This window comes from Nonomuraea sp. NPDC026600 (assembly GCF_040638335.1).
In the GTDB taxonomy this organism is placed as follows: domain Bacteria; phylum Actinomycetota; class Actinomycetes; order Streptosporangiales; family Streptosporangiaceae; genus Nonomuraea.
Genome location: NZ_JBEZYD010000017.1, coordinates 218701 through 240922 on the forward strand (window position 1 = coordinate 218701; position 22222 = coordinate 240922).

The window sequence follows — 22222 nt, forward strand, 5'->3', positions numbered from 1 at the left end:
AACAGGCGCTCTAGTGCGCCCGGGCGTACCAACGTCCTTCGGCGCTGCGGTCCAGCGACAGCGGCACCCCGAACGTCTGCGTCAGGTTGTCGGCCGTCATCACGTGCTCCAGAGGCCCCTGGGCCACGACCGAGCCGTGCTTGAGCAGCAGCCCGTGAGTGAACCCGCTGGGGATTTCCTCCACGTGATGCGTGACGAGCATCAGCGTGGGCGAGCGGAGGTCGTTGGCGAGCACCGACAGGCGGCGCACCAGGTCCTCCCGGCCGCCCAGGTCGAGCCCGGCCGCCGGCTCGTCCAGCAGCAGCATCTCGGGGTCGGGCATGAGCGCGCGGGCGATCTGCACCCGTTTACGCTCTCCCTCGGAGAGGGTGCCGAACCTGCGCCTGATCAGATGCGCGGCACCCATCATGTCGATCAGCTCGACGGCCCTGGTGACATCGTTGGAGTCGTACTCCTCGGTCCAGCGGCCCATGATCGCGTATGACGCCGTCAGAACCAGGTCGATGACCTTCTCCTCCGGCGGGATACGTTCGGCCAGCGCGGCGCTGGCCAGACCGATGCGCGGCCGCAGATCGAAGACGTCGGCCTGACCCAGCCGCTCGCCGAGCACCTCCACGATCCCCTCGCTCGGGTACAGCAGCGTCGCCGCGACCTGCAACAACGTCGTCTTTCCTGCTCCGTTCGGCCCGATGACGACCCATCGCTCGTCCTCGTTGACCGTCCAGTCGATGCCGCGCAGCAGGGCCGCCCCGTCCCGCCTGACGGCGACGTCCTGGAGCCGCAGCACCTGACCACCCATCCCCGGATCCCTCCTTTAGGAGTAACGCTCGGGACAAACCTATTGCAGGGCGGGGGCATATCGTGGATCGGTGCTCCCTGAATCACCTGTCTCTCCCCCGCTGGTCGCCTGGGGCAACGCCTGGCTCGCCGGTCACGTCGGTCTCGACGAGGCCGTCGACCGGGTCGAAGCCGCCGCGGGTCCCGCCGTCGTGGGACCCCCCGACGTCCCGGGCTCCGCCGCCGACGCCTCGGTTTCCCCTGCCGACGTCCCAGGCTCCGCCGCCGACGTCCCGGGCTCCGCTGCTGACGTCCCGGGTTCCGCTGCCGTGGGCGACGTGCCGTTGCGTGCCTATCTCGCCGGGCTGCGGTCCAACGGGCTGACCGAGTTCCGGCTCGCGCTGCCCGCGCCCGGCGACCCGCTCGGGCTCTCCGGGCCGCCCGCCTTCAACGCGGCCGCGGTGGAAGCCGGCCAGGCCGTCATCGCGGTGCTCTCCGACCGATGCCTCGGGCTGGTGCCCTCGCCCGACCTGCGCGGGTCGTCCTATGTGGGGGTACGTCTGGCCGTACACCCGTCTGGCCCCGTACGCGTGGACCTGCCGTCTGTGGCCGAGGCGGAGCAGGAGCTGGCGATCGCGATGCGGTCGGCGACGGAGACGCTGGCCGATGCCGGCGGGCCGGCACCGGAGTGGCCCGATCGGCTGGGGCGGCTCGGCGGCGAGCTGGCGCCCGGCTATCCGGGACGGGCGCACCGCGTCTCCGCCCTGGCCGCGCGCCTGGCCGCGGTGCTGCGGCTGGCCGACGAGCGAGGCCTGACCTCCGGGGAGATCGCCGCCCGCGGCGCCGCCCTGCGAGAGCTCGACCGGGCCGTAAGGCGGGCCCTGGTGGCGGCACACCACGCCATCTTCGAGCCCGTCAGACAGTAGCCCCGCGCGAGACCGCCCGGACGGCTCCTGGCCCACTCCTCATCGTGCGGTCAAGCTAACCCGTGGCGTACGGCGTACAGGGCGGCCTGGGTGCGGTCCTGCACGCCGAGCTTCATCAGCACGTTGGACACGTGGGTCTTCACCGTCTTCTCGGCGACGGACAGGCTCCTGGCGATCTCCCGGTTGGACTGGCCGGCCGCGATCAGCGCCAGCACCTCGCGCTCCCGTTCCGTCAGCGTCACCGGACCCATCGGCGCCGGCGAGCCGTTCGCGCCGTTCAGCATCGCCTCCGCCGCCTCGGGGGCGAGCAGCACCTGCCCCCCGTGTACGGCTCGCACCGCCTGCACGAGCGCGTTCGGATCGACGTCCTTGTAGAGGAACCCGGCGGCGCCCGCCCGCATCGCCGGAGCCACGTCGGACCGGTCGCTCACCGAGGTCAGCACGATCACCCTGGGGGCCGTCCCTGAGAGCCGGGTCAGCGCGCCGAGCCCGTCGAGCACCGGCATCTTCAGATCGAGCAGCAGCACGTCGGGGACGAGCTCATCGGCCAGCGCGACCGCCTCGGCCCCGTCGGCCGCCTCGCCGACGACCGTGATGTCCTCCTGGAGGTCGAGGAAGGTCCGCAGGCCCTGCCGCACCACTGGGTGATCGTCGGCGATCAGCACCCGGATCAAACGCCCACCTCCACTCGGACCGTCGTGCCCTCGTCGCGGGCCGAGGCCACGGTCATGACGCCGCCGGCGGACTCCGCCCGGTCCCTCATCGACACCAGGCCCAGGCCGCGCGACTCGGCCTGTTCGAAGCCCTTGCCGTCGTCGCGTACGGTCAGCACCAGCTTGCCGCCCACGTCGCCCAGGTACACCTCGACGAGGCCGGCGTCGGAGTGCCTGAGCGCGTTGTGCAGCGCCTCCTGCGCGACCCGTAGCACGGCCACCTCGATCGCCGGGTCGAGCGGCGGCAGCTCGTCGCCCTCGAACGTGACGCGCGCGGGGTGGAGCCGGTCGAGCAGGCGCACGTGCTTGCGCAGCGTCTCCGTCAGGCCGTGCCGGTCGAGTTCGGCCGGGCGCAGCTCGACGATCACCGCCCGGAGCTCGGCCAGGGCCTCGCCCGCCAGGCGCTGCACGCGTTCGAGCTCGGCGGCGGCCTCGTCCGGGGAGCTGCGCAGCAGGACAGCGGCGGACTGCGCGGTCAGCCGGAGCGAGAACAGCTTCTGGGTGACGGCGTCGTGCAGCTCGCGGGCCATCCGGTTGCGCTCTTCGAGCATGGCCAGCTCGCGGCCCCGCTCGTACAGCCGGGCGTTGGTCAGCGCGATCGCGGCGTGCGCGGCGAACAGCGTGAGCAGGTCCTGGTCCGCCGAGGTGAAGCCGTCGGGCGTGCGCTTGTTGGCCAGGAAGATGATGCCGAGCACCTCGTCGCCGTCGCGGATCGGGACGCCGAGGAAGTCCTTCATCACCGGGTGCGCCTTGGGCCACCACTCGAACCTGGGGTCCTCGCGCAGGTCGGGCAGCCGCACCGGAGCCCCGTCGTGGAGCATCGCGCCGAGCATGCCATGCTGCCTGGGCAGCGGGCCGATCGCGTCCCACTGCTTGTCGGTGAGACCTTCGGCGACGAACTCGGCGAACGAGCCGTCCTCGTCGGGCACGCCGAGGGCCGCATAACGGGCGTCGAGCAGCCGCTGGGCCGAGCGGACGATCACCTGCAGCACCTCGCGCACCGAGAGGTGCCGGGTGACCGCGAGCACGGCGGTGCTCACCGCCTGCATGATCTCGTCTCTGTCGGAGGCTCTGTCCGAGGCTCTGTCTGAGGCCACGGGATCCACTCTATGGTCCTGGGCCTCAATGCCCACCTTCCATGGTCCTAGGTCCATGTGCCCAGGACGAGGCGGACCCTCAGCCCGATGTCCGGCCGCTGCCGCGCTCCTAACGTCGAGGCATGACGAACACCGCACTGATCACCGGCGCCTCCCGCGGCCTGGGTCTGGCTCTGGCGACGACACTCGCCGGCGCCGGGTGGGAGCTCCTGCTCACCGCCCGTGGCGCGGCGGACCTGGAGCGGGTCGCGGCCGAGCTGGGCGCCACCGCCATCCCCGGTGACGTGACCGACCCGGCACACGTCGAGCGGCTCGCGCGGGCAGTACCCGAGCTGGACCTGCTGGTCAACAACGCGAGCGGGCTGGGCGTGACTCCGCTGCCGCCGCTGGCGGTGTACCCGCGGGAGGAGTTCGGGGCCCTGCTGGAGACCAACGTGCTCGCTCCCCTGGCCCTCATCCAGGCGACGCTGCCCGCGCTGCGCGCCACGCGCGGCGCCATCGTGAACATCACCTCCGACGCCGCGACCGGCGCCTACGAGGGCTGGGGCGCTTACGGCGCCACCAAGGCCGCCCTGGAGCAGCTCTCCAACGTGCTGGCCGCCGAAGAGCCCGATCTGGCCGTCTGGTGGGCCGATCCCGGCGAGATGAACACCCGCATGCTGGCCGACGCCGTCGGCGCGGAGGAGGCGTCCGGCGCCGCGGATCCCGCCAAGGTGGCCGCGGCGCTGTACGACCTGGTCAGGTCCCGCCCGGCGAGCGGCAGGGTGAGCCTGCAATGACCGCCGCGCTCGACTTCGCGCTGCCGGACACGCTCTCGGCGCACGAACCGCCCGAGGCCCGCGGGCTGGCCCGCGACTCGGTGCGCCTGCTGGTCTCGCGCGGCTCGCTCCCGCCGGAGCACCACCGCTTCACCGACCTGCCGGGACAGCTCGACCCCGGTGACCTGATCGTGGTCAACAACTCGGCGACCTTGCCCGCCGCCATCAGGCTCGACCGGCTGGCCGTGCACTTCTCCACCGCGCGCGAGGACGGCACCTGGCTGGTGGAGCTGCGCCGCCGTACCTCCAAGGCGTCCGAGCCGTACGGCGGCGGCGAGCCGGGCGAGTGGCTGCCGCTGCCGGGACGGGCGACGCTGCGGCTCATCGAACGCGAGACGCCACGCCTGTGGCGGGCCGTGCTCGACCGCGACGTGGAGGCGTACCTGCGCGATCACGGGGTGCCGATCCGCTACTCCTACGTCTCCCGCGACTGGCCGCTCGACTCCTACCAGACGGTCTTCGCCACCGTGCCGGGCAGCGCCGAGATGCCGAGCGCGGCCCGGCCGTTCACCGCCGAGCTGGTGACGGCTCTGGTGGCGCGCGGCGTCGGGATCGCGCCGATCACCCTGCACACCGGCGTCGCCTCGCCGGAGAAGGACGAGCCACCCTACGCCGAGCGCTACGAGGTGCCCGCGGCCACGGCGCGCCTGGTCAACCTGACGGCGGCGAACGGCGGGCGGGTGGTGGCGGCCGGGACCACCGTGGTGCGCGCGCTGGAGACGGCCGTCGGCGGCGACGGACTGGTGGCCGCCTCGGCGGGCTGGACCCGGCACATCGTGACGCCCGCCATAGGGGTCAAGGCCGTGAACGGGCTGATCACAGGGCTGCACGAGCCGAGGTCGAGCCACCTGATGATGCTCAGCGCGATCGCCGAGCGGGAGCCGCTCGCCCGTGCCTATGAGGCGGCGTTGCGGGAGGGATACCTGTGGCACGAGTTCGGTGACACCCACCTGCTGCTGCGCCGATAGTGGCCCCTCGTGCTCATGCGGCGGAACGTGCGCAGTAGCCTGGCTCAATGTGGACCAGCGCACCCTCCTGATTACCCTGACCGGCCCAGACCGGCCGGGCGTCACTTCGCGGCTTTTCTCGGTTCTGTCGGGGTTCCCGGTGACAGTGGCCGACATCGAGCAGGTCGTCATCCGCGGCCGGCTCACCCTGGGCGTGCTCGTCGCGTACTCGGGCGGTCCGTCGACCGGCACGGGCAGCACGCTCGGCGCCATGTGGACCGCCGTCGAGCGGGTGGCTGAGGACCTCGGCCTGGAGCTGGAGCTCTCCACCGGCTCGCAGACCAAGGAGCAGCGCCGGCGTGGCCGCCTGTCGGTCAGCGTGCTGGGCGCGACGCTCCAGCCCGCCGCGATCGCCGGGATCGCCGGGCGCATCGCCGCCGCCGGTGCGAACATCGACCGCATCGAACGCCTCGCCCAGTGGCCGGTCACCTGCATCGAGCTGTCGGTCTCCGGCGCCGATCCGAGCGCGCTCCGCGTCGAGCTGGCCGCCGAGGCCGCCGCCCTGCACGTCGACGTGGCCGTACAGCGCACCGGCCTGTCACGGCGGGCCAAGCGGCTGGTCGTCATGGACGTCGACTCCACCCTCATCCAGGGCGAGGTCATCGAGCTGCTGGCCGGGCACGCGGGCTGCCTCGAAGAGGTCGCCCGGGTCACCGAGGAGGCCATGCGCGGCGAGCTCGACTTCGCCGAGTCTCTGCGCCGCCGGGTCGCGCTGCTCGAAGGGCTGCCGGCCGAGGTGTTCGAGCAGGTACGGCAGCAGGTCGTGCTCACCCCCGGCGCCCGTACGCTCGTCCGCACGCTCAAGCGGCTCGACTACCGCTTCGCCATCGTCAGCGGCGGCTTCACCCAGATCACCGACTCCCTGGTCGAGGACCTCGGCATCGACTACTCGGCGGCGAACGTCCTGGAGGTCGTCGACGGCAAGCTCACCGGCCGCGTGGTCGGCGAGATCGTCGACCGGCCGGGCAAGGCCCGCGCGCTGGAGCGATTCGCCCGCGAGGCGGGGCTGCCGATCAGCCAGACGGTGGCCATCGGCGACGGAGCCAACGACCTCGACATGATCGCGGCGGCCGGGCTCGGCATCGCGTTCAACGCCAAGCCGGTCGTCCGGCAGGCGGCGGACACAGCGGTCAACACGCCTTACCTCGACTCGATCCTCTACCTGCTCGGCATCTCCAGGGACGAGGTGGAGGCGGCGGACGCCGAGGACGGCGCACTCACCCGGTGACCTCCCCCTTGGGGTCCCAGCGCGTGACCAGCTCGGCCTGGCCCGGCCACAGGTCCACCCAGTCGGATTGGGTACGGATGACCGCGAACGCGCCCGGCCGGAACCCGTAGTCGCCCCCGGCCAGCGAGATCGCCAGCTCGTGCACACCCGGGTTGTGACCGCACAGCACCACCGTCTCGAGCTCCGGATCGGTGAGCTTGACCAGCGCGAGCAGCTCCTCGGGGTAGGCCTGGTAGACGTCACGCTCGTAGCTGACCTCCACCTCGGGGAAGGCCAGCTCGGCGGTAAGCCGCGTACGCACGGACGGGGAGCACAGCACCAGGTCGGGAGCCAGCCCGAGGGCCCGCACCTCGTCCCCGGCCCGCTTCGCGTCGCGCTCGCCCCTGTCGGTCAGTGGGCGCTCGAGGTCTTCCATGCCGGGGACATGCACGGCCTTGGCGTGGCGGAGCACGATCAACGTACGCACGTGCTTCATCCTCTCGTCGCCCACACACCCAGCGCGACGATCACCGCGAGGATGGCCAGCATCGCCAGCAGGATGTAGGCCAGCGTCTTGGCGCCGCTGGGCCGCTTGTCGTTCATCCGCCCAGTTTCCCACCGGGGGGTCGCCGGTGCCGCATCTGGCCCTTGGGACACGCGTTTCTTGGACATGGAACGCCCGCTCCCCCAGACCTCGGAGGAGCGGGCGTCCGGACGGGGTCGCTACGAGGCCACCGGCTCGTGCTCCCTGTTGTTGTCGTTGCTGGTCGATTCGCTGGAGACCGAACGGCGCTTGGAGACGAGGATGGCGCCGACCACCACGCCCACCGCCACGACCGTGATCCCGATGCGCAGCGCCGGGTTGCCCGCGTACATGACCACCGCCGGCGCCACCAGGAGCGCCACCAGGTTCATCACCTTGATCAGCGGGTTGATGGCCGGACCGGCCGTGTCCTTGAACGGGTCGCCGACCGTGTCACCGATGATCGTGGCTTCGTGAGCCGCCGACCCCTTGCCACCGTGGTGCCCGTCCTCGACCAGTTTCTTGGCGTTGTCCCAGGCACCGCCCGAGTTGGACAGGAAGACCGCCATGAGCGTGCCGCACGCGATGGCCCCGGCCAGGAACGCGCCCAGCGGCGCGTAACCGAGGGCGAACCCGACCGCGATGGGCGTCATGACCGCCAGCAGGCCGGGCGTGGCCAGCTCGCGCAGCGAGTCACGGGTGCAGATGTCGACGACGCGGCCGTACTCGGGCTTCTCCGTGCCGTCCATGATGCCCGGGTGGTTGCGGAACTGGTCGCGTACCTCGAAGACCACGCGCATCGCGGCCCGTCCGACCGCGCTGATCGCCAGGCCGGAGAAGAGGAACACGACCGCCGCGCCGATGATCAGACCGACGAGCACGTTGGGCTGGTCGATGCCCAGGCTGAACGTGGAGAAGGCGCCGAGCGCATCCTTGACCGACTGACTCGCGTCGGCGAGCTGCGTCTCCACGGCCGTGCGGAAGGCGCCGAACAGCGCGGTCGCCGCGAGCACCGCCGTGGCGATCGCGATGCCCTTGGTGATGGCCTTCGTCGTGTTGCCGACGGCGTCGAGGCTGGTGAGCACGCGTGCGCCCTCACCCTCGACGTCGCCGGACATCTCGGCGATGCCCTGCGCGTTGTCAGAGACCGGGCCGAAGGTGTCCATCGAGACGATGACCCCGACCGTGGTCAGCAGGCCGGTGCCGGCCAGCGCCACCGCGAACAGCGCGATCGTCACGTTCCCGAAGCCCAGCAGGAACGCGCCGTAGACCGCGCCGGCGATGATCAGCGCTGAGTAGACGGCCGACTCGAGGCCGACGCTGATGCCCGCCAGGATGACGGTCGCGGGCCCGGTGGCCGAGCTCTCGCCGATCTCCCGGACCGGACGCCTGGTCGTCTCGGTGAAGTAGCCGGTCAGCAGCTGGATGGCGCTGGCCAGGATCAGGCCGATGATCACCGCGCCGATGGCGATGAGCCTCGGGTTGGCGGTGGACTGCACGGCCGAGCCGGTCAGCTCGGCGAAGGTGTCGGGCAGGTACCAGAACGCCGCCGCCGCGACCAGCACCGCGGAGATCGCGGCCGAGATGAAGAAGCTGCGGTTGATGGCGGCCATGCCGCTGCGGTCGCCGTCGCGCATCCGGGTGACGAAGATGCCGATGATCGCGGTGAGCACGCCGATCATGGGCACGATCAGCGGGAAGATGAGTCCCTGCTCGCCGAAGGCCACCTTGCCCAGGATGAGGCTGGCGACCAGCATGACCGCGTACGACTCGAACAGGTCGGCGGCCATACCCGCGCAGTCGCCTACGTTGTCGCCCACGTTGTCGGCGATCGTCGCCGCGTTGCGCGGATCGTCCTCCGGGATGCCCTGTTCGACCTTGCCGACCAGGTCGGCGCCCACGTCGGCGGCCTTGGTGAAGATGCCGCCGCCGACTCGCATGAACATCGCCAGCAGCGCCGCCCCGAAACCGAAGCCTTCGAGGACGCCCGGCGCGTCACCTTGATAGACGAAGACGACGATGGCCGCACCGAACAGGCCGAGGCCCACGGTGAACATGCCGGCCACGCCGCCCGTACGGAAGGCGATGCGCATGGCGCGCTTCTCGCCCGCGTCACGGGCGGCGGCCGCGACGCGCACGTTTCCGCGTACGGCCAGCCACATGCCCATGAAGCCGGTCAGCGCGGAGAATACCGCCCCGACCACGAAGAATATCGAGCGGCCGATGCGCACATCGGTCTCGCCCGGTAGAAGGAGCAGCAGGAAGGGGATCACGACGACGAAGACCGCCAACGTGCGGAACTGCCGCGTGAGATACGCGGCGGCCCCTTCCTGTACGGCACGGGCGATGTCCTGCATGCGCTCCGTGCCCGGGTCGGCGGACAGCACCTCGCGTACCAGGCCGCCGGCGACGGCTAGGGCGATCAGTGCGACCGCGGCGACCACGATCACGATAGTGAGATTGTTACCGCTCAGGGCCAGATTGGACGCTGGCTCCGCGGCCAGCAGTTGCCTAAACATCGTTCTCCTCGGCAAGACCGGTCGTCCTGCCCGGGCGGTGCGCAAAGATCGACGGGCTGGTGCGGCACCATCCGGGTTGTGGGTGCCGCTTCCGGATGAGTCCGCAGTTTCGCCGGATCACCTTGGCCGGTGCCGGGAGTCTACGCACGGGCTGCGTGGATATGAAGGCTCTGCCGGTCGCTATTTGGCCACGCGTCCAGTAATCCCCTGCCAGCACGGCGATTTGCCATCTGACAACCGATATTTCCACCGGTTTACGGCCATGACAAGGTGCCCGAAACGACACGCCCGAAACCTGGAATTCGGACGCGCCGGAGCTCTGGACGGCGCTCTGGGTGTGCGCCGGAGCTCCGGACATGCCGAAGCCGAGCCGTGGGCACCACGACTCGGCCTTGCAGGGGCTCTACGACTGCCGGATGACGGAAGCCATGGGTGCCGGGCCTCGTATCGGCGCCCGGCCCCGTATCACCAGAGGACCGTACCCCTGGACAGGGCCCAGCCACGGTCGGCGGTTGGGGCCCACCGTGCTGTGCCGTAAAAGAAAAAATTATGCTTGCGTCGGTACGTGACCGTTGCGCGCGGCGGGCCAGCTCATACGGATGCGCATCCCCTTGGGACTGGGGAGCACCTCCACGTCATCGGCCAGCCCCGCGATCACCGCGATGCCGAACCCTGACATGAACGAGTCGGACAGCATGCCCAGATCGAGAGGTTGCTCCTGCTTGATCTCGTCGCTCGGAGCCTGGTCGCTGACCGTTACCTCGAACCGCCCCGAATCGTCTTTCAGCTCGATGCGGATGGGCTCTCCCGGGCAGTGTGCGCGATGCGCCTCAACCGCCCGGGAGCAGGCCTCACCGACTGCGAGCCTGACCTCGTCCAGCAGTGACTCCTCCACGCCGGTGCGCCGGGCGATCGCCGTCGCGACCAGCCGGGCGGTCCGCACATGCGCGGGGAGTGCGCTGAACGTGAGCTCGACGGTAGCCATCACTACTTGTCTTTGCCGTGAGCTTCCTTGGCCTCGTCGACCGAAGCGTAGATCCCGAAGACCTTGGTCAGCCCGGTGATCCGGAAGATCTTGAGGATGCGCTCCTGCGTGCACACCAGCTCGAGCGAACCGTCGTGCGCCCGAACCCGCTTGAGCCCCCCGACCAGGACACCGAGGCCCGTCGAGTCGAGGAAGTCGACCTTCTCCATGTTGACGAGAAGGTGGAAGTTGCCCTTGTTCACCAGGTCTATGAGGAGCTCACGCAATCTCGGCGCCGTGTAGACATCGATCTCACCCTCGACCTCGACGATGGTGAGTCGGTCCTCGTTGTGGTGATCCAACTTCAGATCCACAGATCCTCCAGCGCCTCGCCTGCGAAAGTACCCTTGCGGGCCTGGCAGTCTGGAACGGGGCTCCAGACCGTCTGACCCCGACGCGCGGCATTCAACCACGCGTCTGGCTTGTGTCTATACGAAATCACGATTCCCGGCGACTTTGCCCACGGATGCAGACTGGAAACAGTGACTTCCTCCGCTTCCTCCCCACACCGGCCAGGTCCACTCCTCCGGCACCTGCTCGGAGTTCCCGCACGTCATGAGCGCGTCACCCATGTGGAGCATGTTCCAGCACGTCAGGCTGGTCAAGCGGGATGGCCGAATTGGGCACCCGAACTCTTGGTTACGCGCTTGGCGAACCGCGGCATTTCGGGATTGTGGCCACACCAGTATGAAGCCGCTGACCTAGCCCATCGTGGCCGAAACGTGATCATTTCCACCGGAACGGCGTCCGGGAAGTCGCTGGCGTACCTCACTCCCGCCGTCGACTCCTGCCTCGACGGCGGCACCGTCCTCTACCTCACACCCACCAAGGCCCTGGCCGCCGACCAGCTCCGCAGCCTCCGCGAACTCCGCATCACGCAGCTCCGCGCGGCCTGCTTCGACGGCGACACCCCGTTCGAGGAACGCACCTGGGTCCGGCAGCACGCCAACTACGTACTGACAAATCCCGACATGCTGCATCGGAGCATCCTGCCGCGGCATGCCCAGTGGTCATCGTACTTCCGGCGGTTGCGCATGGTCGTGGTGGACGAGTGCCACGGGTACCGAGGGGTGTTCGGCTCGCACGTGGCGCAGATCCTGCGCCGCCTGCGCCGGATCTGCGCCCGATACGGCTCTCAGCCCGTTTTCCTGCTGGCCTCAGCGACCGCCAGCGAGCCCGGGGCGTTCGCGATGCGGCTGACGGGGCTTGAGATGGCCGAGGTGACGTCGGACGGGTCTCCGAAGGGTGCGACGACCATCGCGCTCTGGGAGCCGCCCCTGACCGAACTACGGGGCGAGAGGGGCGCTCCGGTGCGCCGCACCGCCACGGCCGAGGCCGCGGACCTCCTCACGGACCTCGTCCTGGCGAACGTCCGCACGCTCGCCTTCGTCCGCTCACGCCGCGGCGCCGAAACGGTCGCCCTCACCGCCCGCGCCAAACTCGCCGACGTCGCTTTCTCCCTGGGTGGTACGCCTGGGGCGCCAACGGGCGGCTCAGGAACGGAATCGGGTACGAGCAGCAGCCCCGCCCCTACGGCCAGCGCTCTCGGCACTCCTCCGCCGCCCGCAGGCCAGGACATCCCCACAGCGATCCCTGACCGTGCCCCCTCCTCGCATTCTCCGGGCCACGACGCACCCCCGGCGCCCTCTCACCGCGACGTCCCCTCGCAGCTCCCAGACCACGACGCTCCCTTGCCACCCGCCGACCGCAACGACCCCTCAGACCAGGGATCCGCCTCACAACCCCCAGGCCACGACGCACCCTCCCATCGCGACATCCCCTCGCCGTCCCTAGACCGCGGCACCAACCCGCCGTTCCTCGACCAGAGCGGGGACGTTCCCTCAGCGTCAGCTGATCGCGAGGCCCCCTCACCACCTCCGGACCAGGGCGCGTTGTCGTGGGCGTTGCCCGACTCCGCCGACTGGGCCGACCTCCCGGACCGGATCGCCGCCTACCGGGCCGGGTACCTCGCCGAAGACCGCAGACTGCTCGAAAAGGCCCTCCGCTCGGGCTCCATCATGGGCCTGGCCACCACGAACGCCCTCGAACTCGGCGTAGACGTCTCCGGCCTGGACGCCGTCCTCATCGCCGGCTGGCCGGGCACCCGCGCCTCCCTCTGGCAACAGGCGGGCCGAGCAGGCCGCGACGGCCAGGAAGCACTCGCCGTACTCATCGCCAGAGACGACCCCCTCGACACCTACCTCGTACACCACCCCCAAGCCCTTTTCGGCCAGCCCGTAGAGGCGATCGTGCTCGACCCGGACAACCCGTACGTCCTCGGCCCCCATCTCTGCGCCGCCGCCGCGGAGATCCCACTGACCGACGCCGACCTGCCCGTCTTCGGCCCCACCACCCCGAACGTCCTCGCCGACCTCGTCACCCGGGGCCTGCTCCGAAAGCGCCCCGCAGGCTGGTTCTGGACCAGGCGCGAACGCGCCACCGACCTGGCCGACATCAGGGGCGGCGGAGGCGCGCCCATCCAGGTCGTGGAGTCCGCGACCGGCCGCCTCCTGGGCAGCGTGGACGAGCCGTCCGCCCACACCACCGTGCACACCGGCGCCGTCTACCTGCACCAGGGCGAGACGTTCCTCGTAGAGCTCCTCGACCTGGAAGCCGGGGTCGCCCTCGTGGGCAGCTCGCAGCCCGACTACACGACGTTCGCGCGCGACATCACGGACATCTCTGTCCTCGCCTCCCTGCGTTCGCACGACCTCGGCCCCGGAAGCCTCCACTTCGGCGAGGTGGAGGTGACCCGTCAGGTGGTCTCGTACCTCAAGCGCCGCCTCCAGTCCGGCGAGATGCTCGGCGACGAGCCTCTGGACCTCCCGCCACGCACCCTGCGCACCCGCGCGGTCTGGTGGACACTCCCCGCCTCAGGGGTGGCCACCCTGGCCGAGGAGGGCTTCGACCTGGGCGGCGCCGCCCATGCAGCCGAACACGCCGCCATCGGCCTGCTCCCCCTCTTCGCCACCTGCGACCGCTGGGACATCGGCGGCGTCTCCACGGAACTTCACGCGGACACGGGCCTGCTGACGGTGTTCGTGTACGACGGGCACGAAGGAGGCGCCGGCTTCGCCGAACGCGGCTACGCCCGTGCGACCGACTGGCTCACGGCCACCCGCGAGGCCATCGCCTCCTGCGAGTGCGAACGCGGCTGCCCATCCTGCATCCAGTCCCCGAAATGCGGCAACGGCAACGAGCCACTGGACAAACGCGGCGCCATCCACCTTCTGGACACCCTGCTCCGCTCCACTCCCACCTTGGACTAACCGAACGCTCAACCACCCGAGGCCTGGATGCGGCCAGACTCAAACACCCTCGGCCAATTCTTCCGGCATCGAGTGCGGGTTCCGGCGAGCCGAGGGCCGGGAGCCGGGGCCGACGTCGGAGCCAGAGCTGGGGGTCGGGCCGGGCCGAGGTCGGGTTAGTCGTGGGTTAGCTGTCGCCGCCGCGATGGCGGTGACCGGCGAACGCGTTCTCGTCCTCGTCAGCCGCCCAGAAGTCACCGGCGCCGGGCTGTGGGCGCTCCCAGAAGCCGCTGTCCTCCATGGCTCTGGGCGACGGCGGCAGGTAGTCGTCCCAGCGCTCCTCGATTCGTACATCGGGCGGGGTGACGCCGGCGGCCGACTCAGGCACCACGATCACGGCCGAACTGGGCAGCGCGATCCGAATGGGCTCCTGGCGGCCTTCCCGACCGTCCAGATCAGCCCGCATCCGACCGCCCTGGTCGACGGCCCCTCGGTCAGCTCCCTTCCAACCACCCTGGTCGACAAGCGCCCGCTCATCCTGGCCGATGGACACCCAGTCATCCTGATCAGCACGCATGTCGGCGTCGCTGAGGTGCAGCGGGAGAACGGCCCGCACCTCCGCTCGAACCGGCCCCGGCACCGGCCTTTGAGCCCGACCGGCACTCGACTCCTCTGCAGCACGCCAAGCTCCGGCGGATGGCGTGACGGGTAGGTCCGACGCTGCCGCCAGGTTGAAGCGATCGGACGCAGCAGCCATACCGAACTGCCCAGACACGCCGAGATCAGGCCGATCGGGAACTTCTGCACCGAACTGGTCGGACACTCCCAAACTGAGCCGGTCGGACGCCGCTGAGCGAGGGTGTTCCAGTGCCTGCAGGTGAGACCGTACGGGCGTCTGCGCGCCTGACCGCTCCGGCGTACGCGAGAGTCCCGAAGCCTGCTCATGAGGCTGATGGCGAGGGTGCCCACCGAGCCGCTCTGACGCGCGAGAAATCTCCGGCGTCTGGACGACGCCGGGCCGTTCCGGCGCGTGGGACTGTTCAGGCATCTGCGTACGAGAATGCTCACTGGCCGGACGGACCTTGGCAACGGCCAGGACCACCGCCGGACGCCGGGGCACCGAGGCGGTAGTGGACGGAGCGCTGTCCGTACCGTGCTGGGGCGGAATGCCCGAACTGGGCGAAGCGACAGCCGCGTGCGGCGCCGACCCCCCAGCAGTTGCAGCAGTTCCCGCGAGAGACCGGCGACGCGCCCACGCGCCTCCCTGCGCGGCCAACAGCAACAAGACAAGCCCACCTGCGACGTACAGGCCGTACTGGCCGATACTTCCGGTCGGCGACTCCGACGACTGAGCCTTCACCTTGGAGTCGATGGGAGCGGATTCCGTGTCGCCCTTGGCGCCGTCGGGAGAGAGGCCGTCGGTCTTGCCTGAGTCTCCGGTCGTGTCGGCGGTCGGAATCGGGAGGTTGCCCTTGGGGTCGGTGTCGGGCATGGCGGGGAGCTTGTCGGTGTTCTTGGTCGTGGTCGTCTTGCGCGTGGGCGCGGCCGTGGGCTGCGTCTGCTTCTTGCCGGGCAGCGTCGGCAGGGTGTCGACGCCCTTCTTGGTGGTCAGCGTTTCCTGTTTCGTGGCGGTCTTCTTCGGCTTGGCGGCCGGGGGCTCGGGAACGGTCACGTACGCGGCGCCGGAATTGCCCGAGCCGATCGACCCTCCGTCGCCGTCGCCCCTGAACGCCTTCACGGTGAGGCCCACCCGCTGTCCAGCCGCCTTGGTCGGTACGGCGAGTACTGCCTTGCACGATGATCCGGAACAGGCGCTGTCGGCGGGCAACCTGCCCACGATGCCGGACTGGCTGGTCGCGACCTCGTACGACTGGAGATCAGGCTCCGAACCCTTGCTCCAGGTCACCACGATCTTCTTGGTGCCCTCCAAGGCTGCGGCGACGTTGTCCGGCGCAGCGGCGGGCCGCCTCAGCTTGAAGGTGCTCGTCGCGTAGGTGGTGCCGGTGAGCTCGCCCTTGAGGATCACGTTGAAGGTCCCGTTGGGGACGCTGGTGGCGTCGAACGTACCGGAAAGCGTCTGGTTTGCTCCCCCGCTGGCGACCTTCTGCTTGGCGGTCGAGGGCCCCTCCACGTACACGCCCATGTTGAGCTGCATCACACCGGTACGCGCTGAGATCGGCACGGATCCGCTCGTGACCACCTGGCCATCGGACGGAGACGTGATCTCCCCGGGGCTCGCGCCTTGCCGCATCACCACGGCCGCCTGAGCAGACCCACCAAGCACGATGGATCCCGCCACGACCGCCGTCGCGACTATCGCTCTGCCAACCACCGTCACGGCGCTTCCCTCCATAGAGAGCCTCGCGCCGCCTGACCACCCTGGGGCGCTCACGCGACGACCGGAAGTGCAGTCCGCTCGGCCGACATTGATCATCGACCGCCCCTGAATCCGCACCCTAATGGCTCAGATCCGGGCTATCCCAGACTCCGGTCCCAGATGGCATGGACTCACGGGTAAGCGGCACCTTATGTGAGCTATCTAACTCTTGGACACTCTGTCTAAGAAGTCGTAATTCGATTGCGACCTGGCCCCGACAGCCCCAGAAGCCACATTGTTCTGCGAAGCGAAAATCGCCTCTGCTTTCACGAACATTGCGCTAAATACCGCCCCCGTCCGGCCCCAACACCCTCAGCCTGGCCACAGATCCACCCCTCCCAAGAACCCGAGGGGCAGACTTCGAACACAGCACGGTGACCCGCAGCACGGTGACCCGCAGCACGGTGACCCGGGAGACGAGGGCCGGGAGACGAAAGGCGGAGCGGCGAGGGGCGGGGATTAGGGAGCCTGGAGCCAGGGCCACAGGCCAGGACGGGTGCAGCCACAAACGTGTAACCGTCACATCCTCAGCGCCGCACCCCCAGCCTCGGCGGCATCGTCGTTAGACCGGCTGATCGATCTACACTTCCCCTCGTGACTGCTGCACCCCAGCGTGGTGGCTCTTTCTACGACTCGCCCACGACCTCCCAGAGGTATCTCGACCATCGTCATAGCGGAGTGATGAGCCCCAACCACGTCATGGAGGAGCCCGCGCTACTGGACGCGATGGGCACGGTCACCGGCCTGCGGGTTTTGGATCTCGGCTGCGGTGACGCGGCTATCGGGCGGACTCTGCTGAACGCTGGCTGTAGTAGCTACCTGGGCCTGGACGGTTCGGCGGCCATGGTCGAGGCTGCCAGCGAGACCCTTCGGGGCACCTGTGGGCATGCTGAGCAGGTGGATATGGAGGACTTTGCCGCTCCGCCGTCCTCGTTCGACTTGATCATTTCTCGTCTCGCACTGCACTACGTCGAGGATCTGGCGGCGGTGTTGATGGCTTGCCAGGCATGTCTTTCGCCTGGTGGGCGGATTGTTTTTTCGGTTGTTCATCCCGTCTCAGCTCCTATGACGCCGGGACTCGCGAGCCGCGCACGAACTGGATCGTCGATGACTACTTCCTCAAGGGGCCACGACAGCGCAACTGGTTGGGCGGGAGCGTCACCTGGTTTCATCGGACTGTTGAGGACTATGTGGATGCGCTGGTGAACGCCGGGTTCGCGCTGTCGGCTCTACGTGAGTGCGCTCCTCGGGAAGAGCGGTTCGACGGCGACTTGGCCGAGTTGGCGCGTCGCCGCCGCGTTCCGCTCTTCCTGTTACTCAGCGGCACGCGGATCTGACCAGTCCAGGAGAACCGCCGGATAGGGTCTTTTACCTGCGGTCTTACGTACGTACCCGAATCACCAACGTGGTTTCCAGCGCCGAGCGGGTCCGGGTGCCCACACCCTGGCCGAGCAGCGTCCGGATCACCCACTCGCCCGCCTTCGTTCACCAGGTCCATCGGCCTTTGGCTGCTTGTGCGCGCTCTGCCGTGTCCACCCCACAGGCTGGCGCGTTCTACCAGCTACCAAGTCCGCGTCACTACTCGTGCCTGTGCATGCTTATCCGGTCCCTTTCCGATCTGGTCTGTGGGTGCGTCCTCTGGTCGGCGTTCCTGCTCTGGTCTGTGGTGCTCCCTCCGGCCGGCGTTCCTGCTCCGGTCGTGCTCCCCTGGTCGGCTTCTCTACTCCGATCCATGGGGACTCCGATCCATGGGGACTCCGGTCCTTAGGGGCTCCGGTCCTTAGGGTCTCTGCCGGGTCCGTGTACCCGCTTGGGCCGGCGCGGGCTCTGCCGGTCAGGGTTCGTGTCCCTATGGCGGGCAGGGTGATGGTCAGCGAGGTTCGGACATCCGCGATTTCACCCGTGAGCGTGCATTGGAGGAGTTGGACGGCGTTCTTCGCGGCTACGATCTTCGCCCTGTCACAGGCGGCTTGAGGATCGACGATCGCGAGCCTGGCTGCGGCAAGCGCGCTCAAGTCGGCTGCGTCGTGTACGTGATGGCGTGCGACGCGTACGGAGCCCACCGTGGCGAAGGCTGTGGCAATCGTCATGAGCAGGCCCATGAGCGCGACGACCCACAATGTCGCGGAGCCACGGTCTGCTTGCTTGGCGAACGCTGACTCTCGACGCTTCTTCGCCCATGTGTGCCAGTACGTCATGATTCTGTGTCGGCGGTCGCGGAGGCGGCTACTTGTACGGCGGGCAGGGACACTCCCCATGCTGGTCGTACCTCCACCGAGACCTCTACTTTTGTACTCTCTGGATTGCGGCTGATGTCCACCCGCGCGTTGGGGTGGGTGGCGGATTGAACTAGTTCGCGGACTTTGTCCAGCGGCTCGCCTCTAGCGGCGGCCCTCGCTGCTGCGCGCGCCGCGTCGACGCACTCCAACTGGACCCCGACTGCTTGGATCGCCCACAGGGCGGCGGCCAAGACGACCATGAGTGCGGGCAGGACCATGGCGGTCTCAGCCGTCACCGAGCCGCGCGATGCCAGCCACTTCACGTGCGACGTCGGCCGCTTCAGACGCGACGTTGAACGCTTCACGCGTTTGGGGGCCGCGGCTTGGCACGGGGTCATCCGGCTGCGTTGAGTGCCTGGTCGATGAGCTTCGAGAGCATCACTTGCACCTTTGGGCTGCTGACCACCTTGAACAGCACCGCTGCGAAAGCGCATGCGGCGATCGTGCCCACCGCGTATTCGGCTGTGGACATGCCGCGATCGCGGAGCGGTCCCGAACAGCGGGCCCACCTGTCGACGAGCCAGTGGTGGGGGTGGGCGGCTGGGGTGGCCGCTTTGGCGAGCAGTTGGTCTTCTGGGGGTGTGGCGGCAGCGTTCGGGGGGATTGCCGCATCGTGCATGGTGCCTCCAGGTGATCGGGGCCGGGCGTTGTCCGGCGTGGGTCCAACGGTGTCTGAAGGCTGTATGCGGCGGACGGCCCGAACGTGGTTCTGGGGATAAGTGGAGGAGTCGGAGCGACCTGTGGATAGGTGACAGGCACCTGTGGATAGGCGATAGGGGAATGGGATACCGCCCGTGCCTGGGTCGGGTCGGGTCGGGTCGGGTCGGAAGCCCACGCTAATTTGAGGCCGGGCCGCCCAGTTCGAGGGCTCGGGCGGGCGCCGCGGAGCACAGGCAGGTTCCACTTCCAAGGCGCAGGCCGACTCCAGGGCTCAGGCGGGTTCGGGAACTCAGGCCCCGCCCCGGAGCCCGGGCAGGCAGGTTCCTGGGCACAGGCGAGTCCTGAAGCACAGGCCGATCCTGGGAGCAGGCCAGTCCCGGAGAGCAGGCAGGTCCCGGAGAACAGGTCCCGGGGAGTAGGCAGGTCCCGGGGAGCAGGTCCTGGGGAGTAGGCAGGTCCTGGGGAGCAGGTCCTGGGGGGCTGGCCAGTTTCGGGGGCTGCCCCTGGATGCATACTTCCCCGGAAGCAAGGGCTGGTCCCCGGGTAGGTGCTACGGGAAAGTGATGGCGGTTGCGAGGCCGGCGACGATGGGGATGATGCCGAGCAGGACGAAGGCCGGTAGGAAGCACAGGCCGAGAGGCGCTACTGCCTTGACGCCCACGCTCCTGGCTGCGGCCACGGACGTGGCTCGGGTCGATTCGCGGGCGTCGTTGGCTAGGCGGGTCAGGACGTCTGCCACTGGGGCGCCCGTCTGAGCGGCTCTGCTCATTGCTCGTGACAGTTGTGCCGTGGCCGGTTCTCGGGCGAGGAAGGCCCAGGTGGGGTCTGGGTCGGCGCCCAGCCGGAGTTGGCGGCTAACCCACGACAAGCGCTGGCCGAGTGGGCCGCCCAGCGCCTCTGCTGCTATCTCGGTGGCTGCGCTGACCGGCTGTCCGGCGAGGAGGCAAGCTGCCATCAGGTCGGCGGCGAACGGCAGGTCGGCGGTGATCTGTTTGCTGTCTTGGCGGGTTTCCGGGTCGTCTCGTCTGTGTAGGGCCACGCCGACGATGGGGGCGATGAGCAGGGCCGCTATCAGTCCGGCTGCTCCGCCGATGAGTAGAGCGGTGAAGAGGGCGGCGCTGAGGGCTCCGACGATCGTGCGGCGGGTGATCGGTTGGGGTGAAGTTGCGAGGTGATCGAGCCAGGTTGGTGGGGAGAGCGTGTCGGTATCCGGTCGTATGGGGGACGTGTCGGTATCTGGTCCTGCAGAGGGTGAGCGCGTGGGTCGCTGTGGTCCGGGGTGGTGTGGGCGGTTGTGGGCGGCTGCTCCTGGCGGTCGCAGGCGGGTCAGGCGTTCGGCCGGGGTTGTCGGTGAGATCCACAGCCAGGTTGCTGCGCAGGCACAGGCTGCGGAGAGCAGCTCGAACATCGTCAGGGATCCGTTCCCGGTCGGTTGCGCGACGCGATCGATTGAGGAAAGAGATAGAAGCCAAGGAGTCGGTGCTGCCTCTGAAGTGGATGGGCTCAAGCGGGCGCCTCTAAGTGGCCGTGGCCGCCATGGCCGTGGCTGCCATGGCGAAGGTGGCCATGGCGAAGGTCTGGGCGGGTCGTGGCTACGAGTTTTCAGCGCGGGTCGCCATCTGGTGGGTCCACCACAGGCCGCAGGCGTCGAGGGCGATTCCGGCCGTGAGGCAGGCGAGGCCGGGGAGGTTGCCGAAGAGGAAGGCGAGTGGGTGCATTCCCAGTGCGCTTCCCATGAGGAGGCCCAGGGCGGGCAGTGCGGCCAGCATTCTCGCGGTGGTGCGAGGGCCGGCCAGTTGTGCCGTGACGTCCTGGCGGTGGGCTTGGGCTGTACGTAGCGTGCTGCCGACGCGTTCTACGAGGGCGGCTAGTCCTGCGCCTACGGTCACGCTGACGCTCCAGCAGGCGGCCAAGCGGCGTAGTCCCTCGCCGCCGTGCTGTGGTGCCACGGATACGAGAGCTGTGGAAACGTCGCCGCCATCTCTTGCCGCCGCCATCACCGGGCGCAGGGCTTCCGGGTCTGGGAAGTCGACTGCGGTTATCGCTCTGGTGAGAGCTTCGCCTGGAGTACGGCCTGCGGTCAGTTCGGCTGAGAGGGCTTGGCAGAGCTCGATCGATGCTCGCCGCCAGGCGTCGGCGCGACGGGCTGGGCTGGGGCGGGTGATCAGGTGTTTTATGGATCGCGGCTGGAATGGCTCACGGATGGAGGTCAGCCTGTCGAGGCGGGCTGTGGCGGTGCTTGGGCCGGTCCACAGCCATATGGCGGCTGCTGTGGACAATGCGGCCATGAGGGCTGCGATCACGGGATTACGCTCCCTTCGCTCGTCGCGGTCTGGTCGGGTGAGCCTGGCCGATGACAGTGCGGGGTGGGTGGCGGTGCGGGGTCGGTGGCGGTGCGGGGTCGGTGCGAGCCGGTGACGGTACGGGGTCGGGTGAGCCTCGCCGGGTGTGGTGCGGACCGTCGATCTTCGCTTGGCACGTGACGCGGGACTTGGCTTCGGTCGCGGGTCGCAACTCGCTTGTTGTTCGGCCTGGTCGGGGCGCCTGTGTACGGCTGGTGGTACGGCTGCGGCGCAGCGTGGAGGCGACGTTCCCATAGCTCTCGCCGAGCGACACGAATCCGGTTGCCTGCGACAGGCTCGCCACGATGCGAATTGGGTCACGGACAAGTCCTCTCCGTCAGAGCGTCGTGTCCTGGGCCGGTGTGCGGGTGGCCCTTTGTGTCGAAGGTCAGGGCGGTTACGGATTCGACGAAGCCTGTCGAAGATCTCGACAGGAGGCAGATTTCCGCTACGCGGCGGCGGCCGTCGGAGCGGTTGCGGGTCAGGTGGATGACCACGTCCAAGGCGGCGGCCAGTTGGCTGTGAACAGCTTCTCTGGTCAAGCCGGCCGCGCATCCCAGTGCCTCCAGCCGGGGCGGTACGTCGGCGGCCGCGTTGGCGTGCAAAGTGCCTTCTCTGAACTAAGAAGTTGATCTTAGGTGCGGCAGGTGGCGCCAGGTTAGGCGGGCATCTGTGGGGCCGGCCCTTGTTCACCTTCCATGGGTT

Annotated in this window: 19 protein-coding genes and 2 pseudogenes; 7 read left to right on the forward strand and 14 right to left on the reverse strand. The window is 69.1% G+C overall.

Going from position 1 to position 22222, the window contains the following annotated elements; genetic code table 11:
* Window positions 1-10: 10 nt before the first annotated feature.
* Window positions 11-799: an ABC transporter ATP-binding protein gene (locus AB0F17_RS34040; protein ID WP_219529107.1), complete on the reverse strand. Its 789-nt coding sequence runs from the start codon at window positions 797-799 to the stop codon at window positions 11-13.
* A gap of 70 nt (window positions 800-869) precedes the next feature.
* Here AB0F17_RS34040 and AB0F17_RS34045 point away from each other — a divergent pair, with 70 nt between their 5' ends.
* Window positions 870-1703, forward strand: a complete 834-nt coding sequence (locus tag AB0F17_RS34045; protein WP_358031329.1) for a hypothetical protein — start codon at window positions 870-872, stop codon at window positions 1701-1703.
* 50 nt (window positions 1704-1753) lie between these two features.
* Here the strand turns inward: AB0F17_RS34045 and AB0F17_RS34050 are convergent, their stop codons facing one another.
* Both AB0F17_RS34050 and AB0F17_RS34055 read right to left on the reverse strand, forming a co-directional pair.
* Window positions 1754-2377, reverse strand: a complete 624-nt coding sequence (locus tag AB0F17_RS34050; RefSeq protein WP_358031330.1) for a response regulator transcription factor — start codon at window positions 2375-2377, stop codon at window positions 1754-1756.
* Complete coding sequence (locus AB0F17_RS34055; protein WP_358031331.1) at window positions 2374-3513, reverse strand: GAF domain-containing sensor histidine kinase; 1140 nt, start codon at window positions 3511-3513, stop codon at window positions 2374-2376. Before AB0F17_RS34055 ends, AB0F17_RS34050 begins: the two co-directional genes overlap by 4 nt.
* A 122-nt stretch (window positions 3514-3635) precedes the next feature.
* On the opposite strand from AB0F17_RS34055, the gene AB0F17_RS34060 reads away from it, so the two are divergent.
* From AB0F17_RS34060 to serB, 3 genes are read left to right on the forward strand one after another with little or no spacing between them, the layout of a single operon-like run.
* Window positions 3636-4292 (forward strand): SDR family NAD(P)-dependent oxidoreductase, encoded by a 657-nt coding sequence (locus tag AB0F17_RS34060; protein WP_358031333.1) that lies wholly within the window; start codon window positions 3636-3638, stop codon window positions 4290-4292.
* Complete coding sequence (locus AB0F17_RS34065; RefSeq protein WP_358031334.1) at window positions 4289-5299, forward strand: S-adenosylmethionine:tRNA ribosyltransferase-isomerase; 1011 nt, start codon at window positions 4289-4291, stop codon at window positions 5297-5299. Before AB0F17_RS34060 ends, AB0F17_RS34065 begins: the two co-directional genes overlap by 4 nt.
* Before the next feature lie 49 nt (window positions 5300-5348).
* Window positions 5349-6566, forward strand: a complete 1218-nt coding sequence (gene serB, locus AB0F17_RS34070) for a phosphoserine phosphatase SerB (RefSeq protein ID WP_358031336.1) — start codon at window positions 5349-5351, stop codon at window positions 6564-6566.
* Here the strand turns inward: serB and AB0F17_RS34075 are convergent.
* The 4 genes from AB0F17_RS34075 to AB0F17_RS34090 form a co-directional block, all read right to left on the reverse strand.
* A complete protein-coding gene (locus AB0F17_RS34075; RefSeq protein ID WP_358031337.1) occupies window positions 6556-7032 on the reverse strand; it encodes a histidine phosphatase family protein in 477 nt (158 codons plus the stop codon). The genes serB and AB0F17_RS34075 overlap by 11 nt on opposite strands.
* Before the next feature lie 236 nt (window positions 7033-7268).
* On the reverse strand, window positions 7269-9587 hold the full coding sequence (locus AB0F17_RS34080; protein ID WP_358031339.1) for a sodium-translocating pyrophosphatase: 2319 nt from the start codon (window positions 9585-9587) through the stop codon (window positions 7269-7271).
* Between the two features lie 547 nt (window positions 9588-10134).
* Entirely contained in the window at window positions 10135-10572 is a 438-nt protein-coding gene (locus AB0F17_RS34085; protein WP_358031341.1) for an ATP-binding protein, read from the reverse strand.
* A gap of 2 nt (window positions 10573-10574) precedes the next feature.
* On the reverse strand, window positions 10575-10925 hold the full coding sequence (locus AB0F17_RS34090; RefSeq protein WP_020542579.1) for an STAS domain-containing protein: 351 nt from the start codon (window positions 10923-10925) through the stop codon (window positions 10575-10577).
* Between the two features lie 408 nt (window positions 10926-11333).
* Between AB0F17_RS34090 and AB0F17_RS34095 the strand changes: the two genes are divergently transcribed.
* Complete coding sequence (locus AB0F17_RS34095) at window positions 11334-13880, forward strand: DEAD/DEAH box helicase (protein ID WP_358031343.1); 2547 nt, start codon at window positions 11334-11336, stop codon at window positions 13878-13880.
* A 166-nt stretch (window positions 13881-14046) separates the two neighbouring features.
* On the opposite strand, the gene AB0F17_RS34100 is transcribed toward AB0F17_RS34095, so the two are convergent.
* Entirely contained in the window at window positions 14047-16041 is a 1995-nt protein-coding gene (locus tag AB0F17_RS34100; RefSeq protein ID WP_358031345.1) for a hypothetical protein, read from the reverse strand.
* 921 nt (window positions 16042-16962) lie between these two features.
* Between AB0F17_RS34100 and AB0F17_RS34105 the strand changes: the two are divergent.
* Together AB0F17_RS34105 and AB0F17_RS34110 are read left to right on the forward strand one after the other, a co-directional pair.
* Window positions 16963-17226, forward strand: a pseudogene (locus AB0F17_RS34105) (class I SAM-dependent methyltransferase); the annotation flags it as partial.
* A 17-nt stretch (window positions 17227-17243) separates the two neighbouring features.
* Window positions 17244-17573, forward strand: a complete 330-nt coding sequence (locus AB0F17_RS34110; RefSeq protein WP_358031376.1) for a hypothetical protein — start codon at window positions 17244-17246, stop codon at window positions 17571-17573.
* A gap of 261 nt (window positions 17574-17834) precedes the next feature.
* Here the strand turns inward: AB0F17_RS34110 and AB0F17_RS34115 are convergent, their stop codons facing one another.
* The 6 genes and pseudogenes from AB0F17_RS34115 to AB0F17_RS34140 form a co-directional block, all read right to left on the reverse strand.
* Window positions 17835-18494 (reverse strand): Rv3654c family TadE-like protein, encoded by a 660-nt coding sequence (locus tag AB0F17_RS34115; RefSeq protein ID WP_358031347.1) that lies wholly within the window; start codon window positions 18492-18494, stop codon window positions 17835-17837.
* A complete protein-coding gene (locus AB0F17_RS34120; protein WP_358031348.1) occupies window positions 18431-18751 on the reverse strand; it encodes a TadE family type IV pilus minor pilin in 321 nt (106 codons plus the stop codon). Before AB0F17_RS34120 ends, AB0F17_RS34115 begins: the two co-directional genes overlap by 64 nt.
* A 98-nt stretch (window positions 18752-18849) precedes the next feature.
* Window positions 18850-19134: a DUF4244 domain-containing protein gene (locus AB0F17_RS34125; RefSeq protein WP_358031350.1), complete on the reverse strand. Its 285-nt coding sequence runs from the start codon at window positions 19132-19134 to the stop codon at window positions 18850-18852.
* Between the two features lie 591 nt (window positions 19135-19725).
* On the reverse strand, window positions 19726-20214 hold the full coding sequence (locus AB0F17_RS34130; RefSeq protein WP_358031352.1) for a type II secretion system F family protein: 489 nt from the start codon (window positions 20212-20214) through the stop codon (window positions 19726-19728).
* Window positions 20215-20767: 553 nt separating this feature from the next.
* Window positions 20768-21772, reverse strand: coding sequence for a type II secretion system F family protein (locus tag AB0F17_RS34135; protein WP_358031354.1), 1005 nt, complete (start codon window positions 21770-21772; stop codon window positions 20768-20770).
* Between the two features lie 62 nt (window positions 21773-21834).
* Window positions 21835-22128 (reverse strand): annotated as a pseudogene (locus tag AB0F17_RS34140) (pilus assembly protein CpaF); the annotation flags it as partial.
* Window positions 22129-22222: the final 94 nt, after the last annotated feature.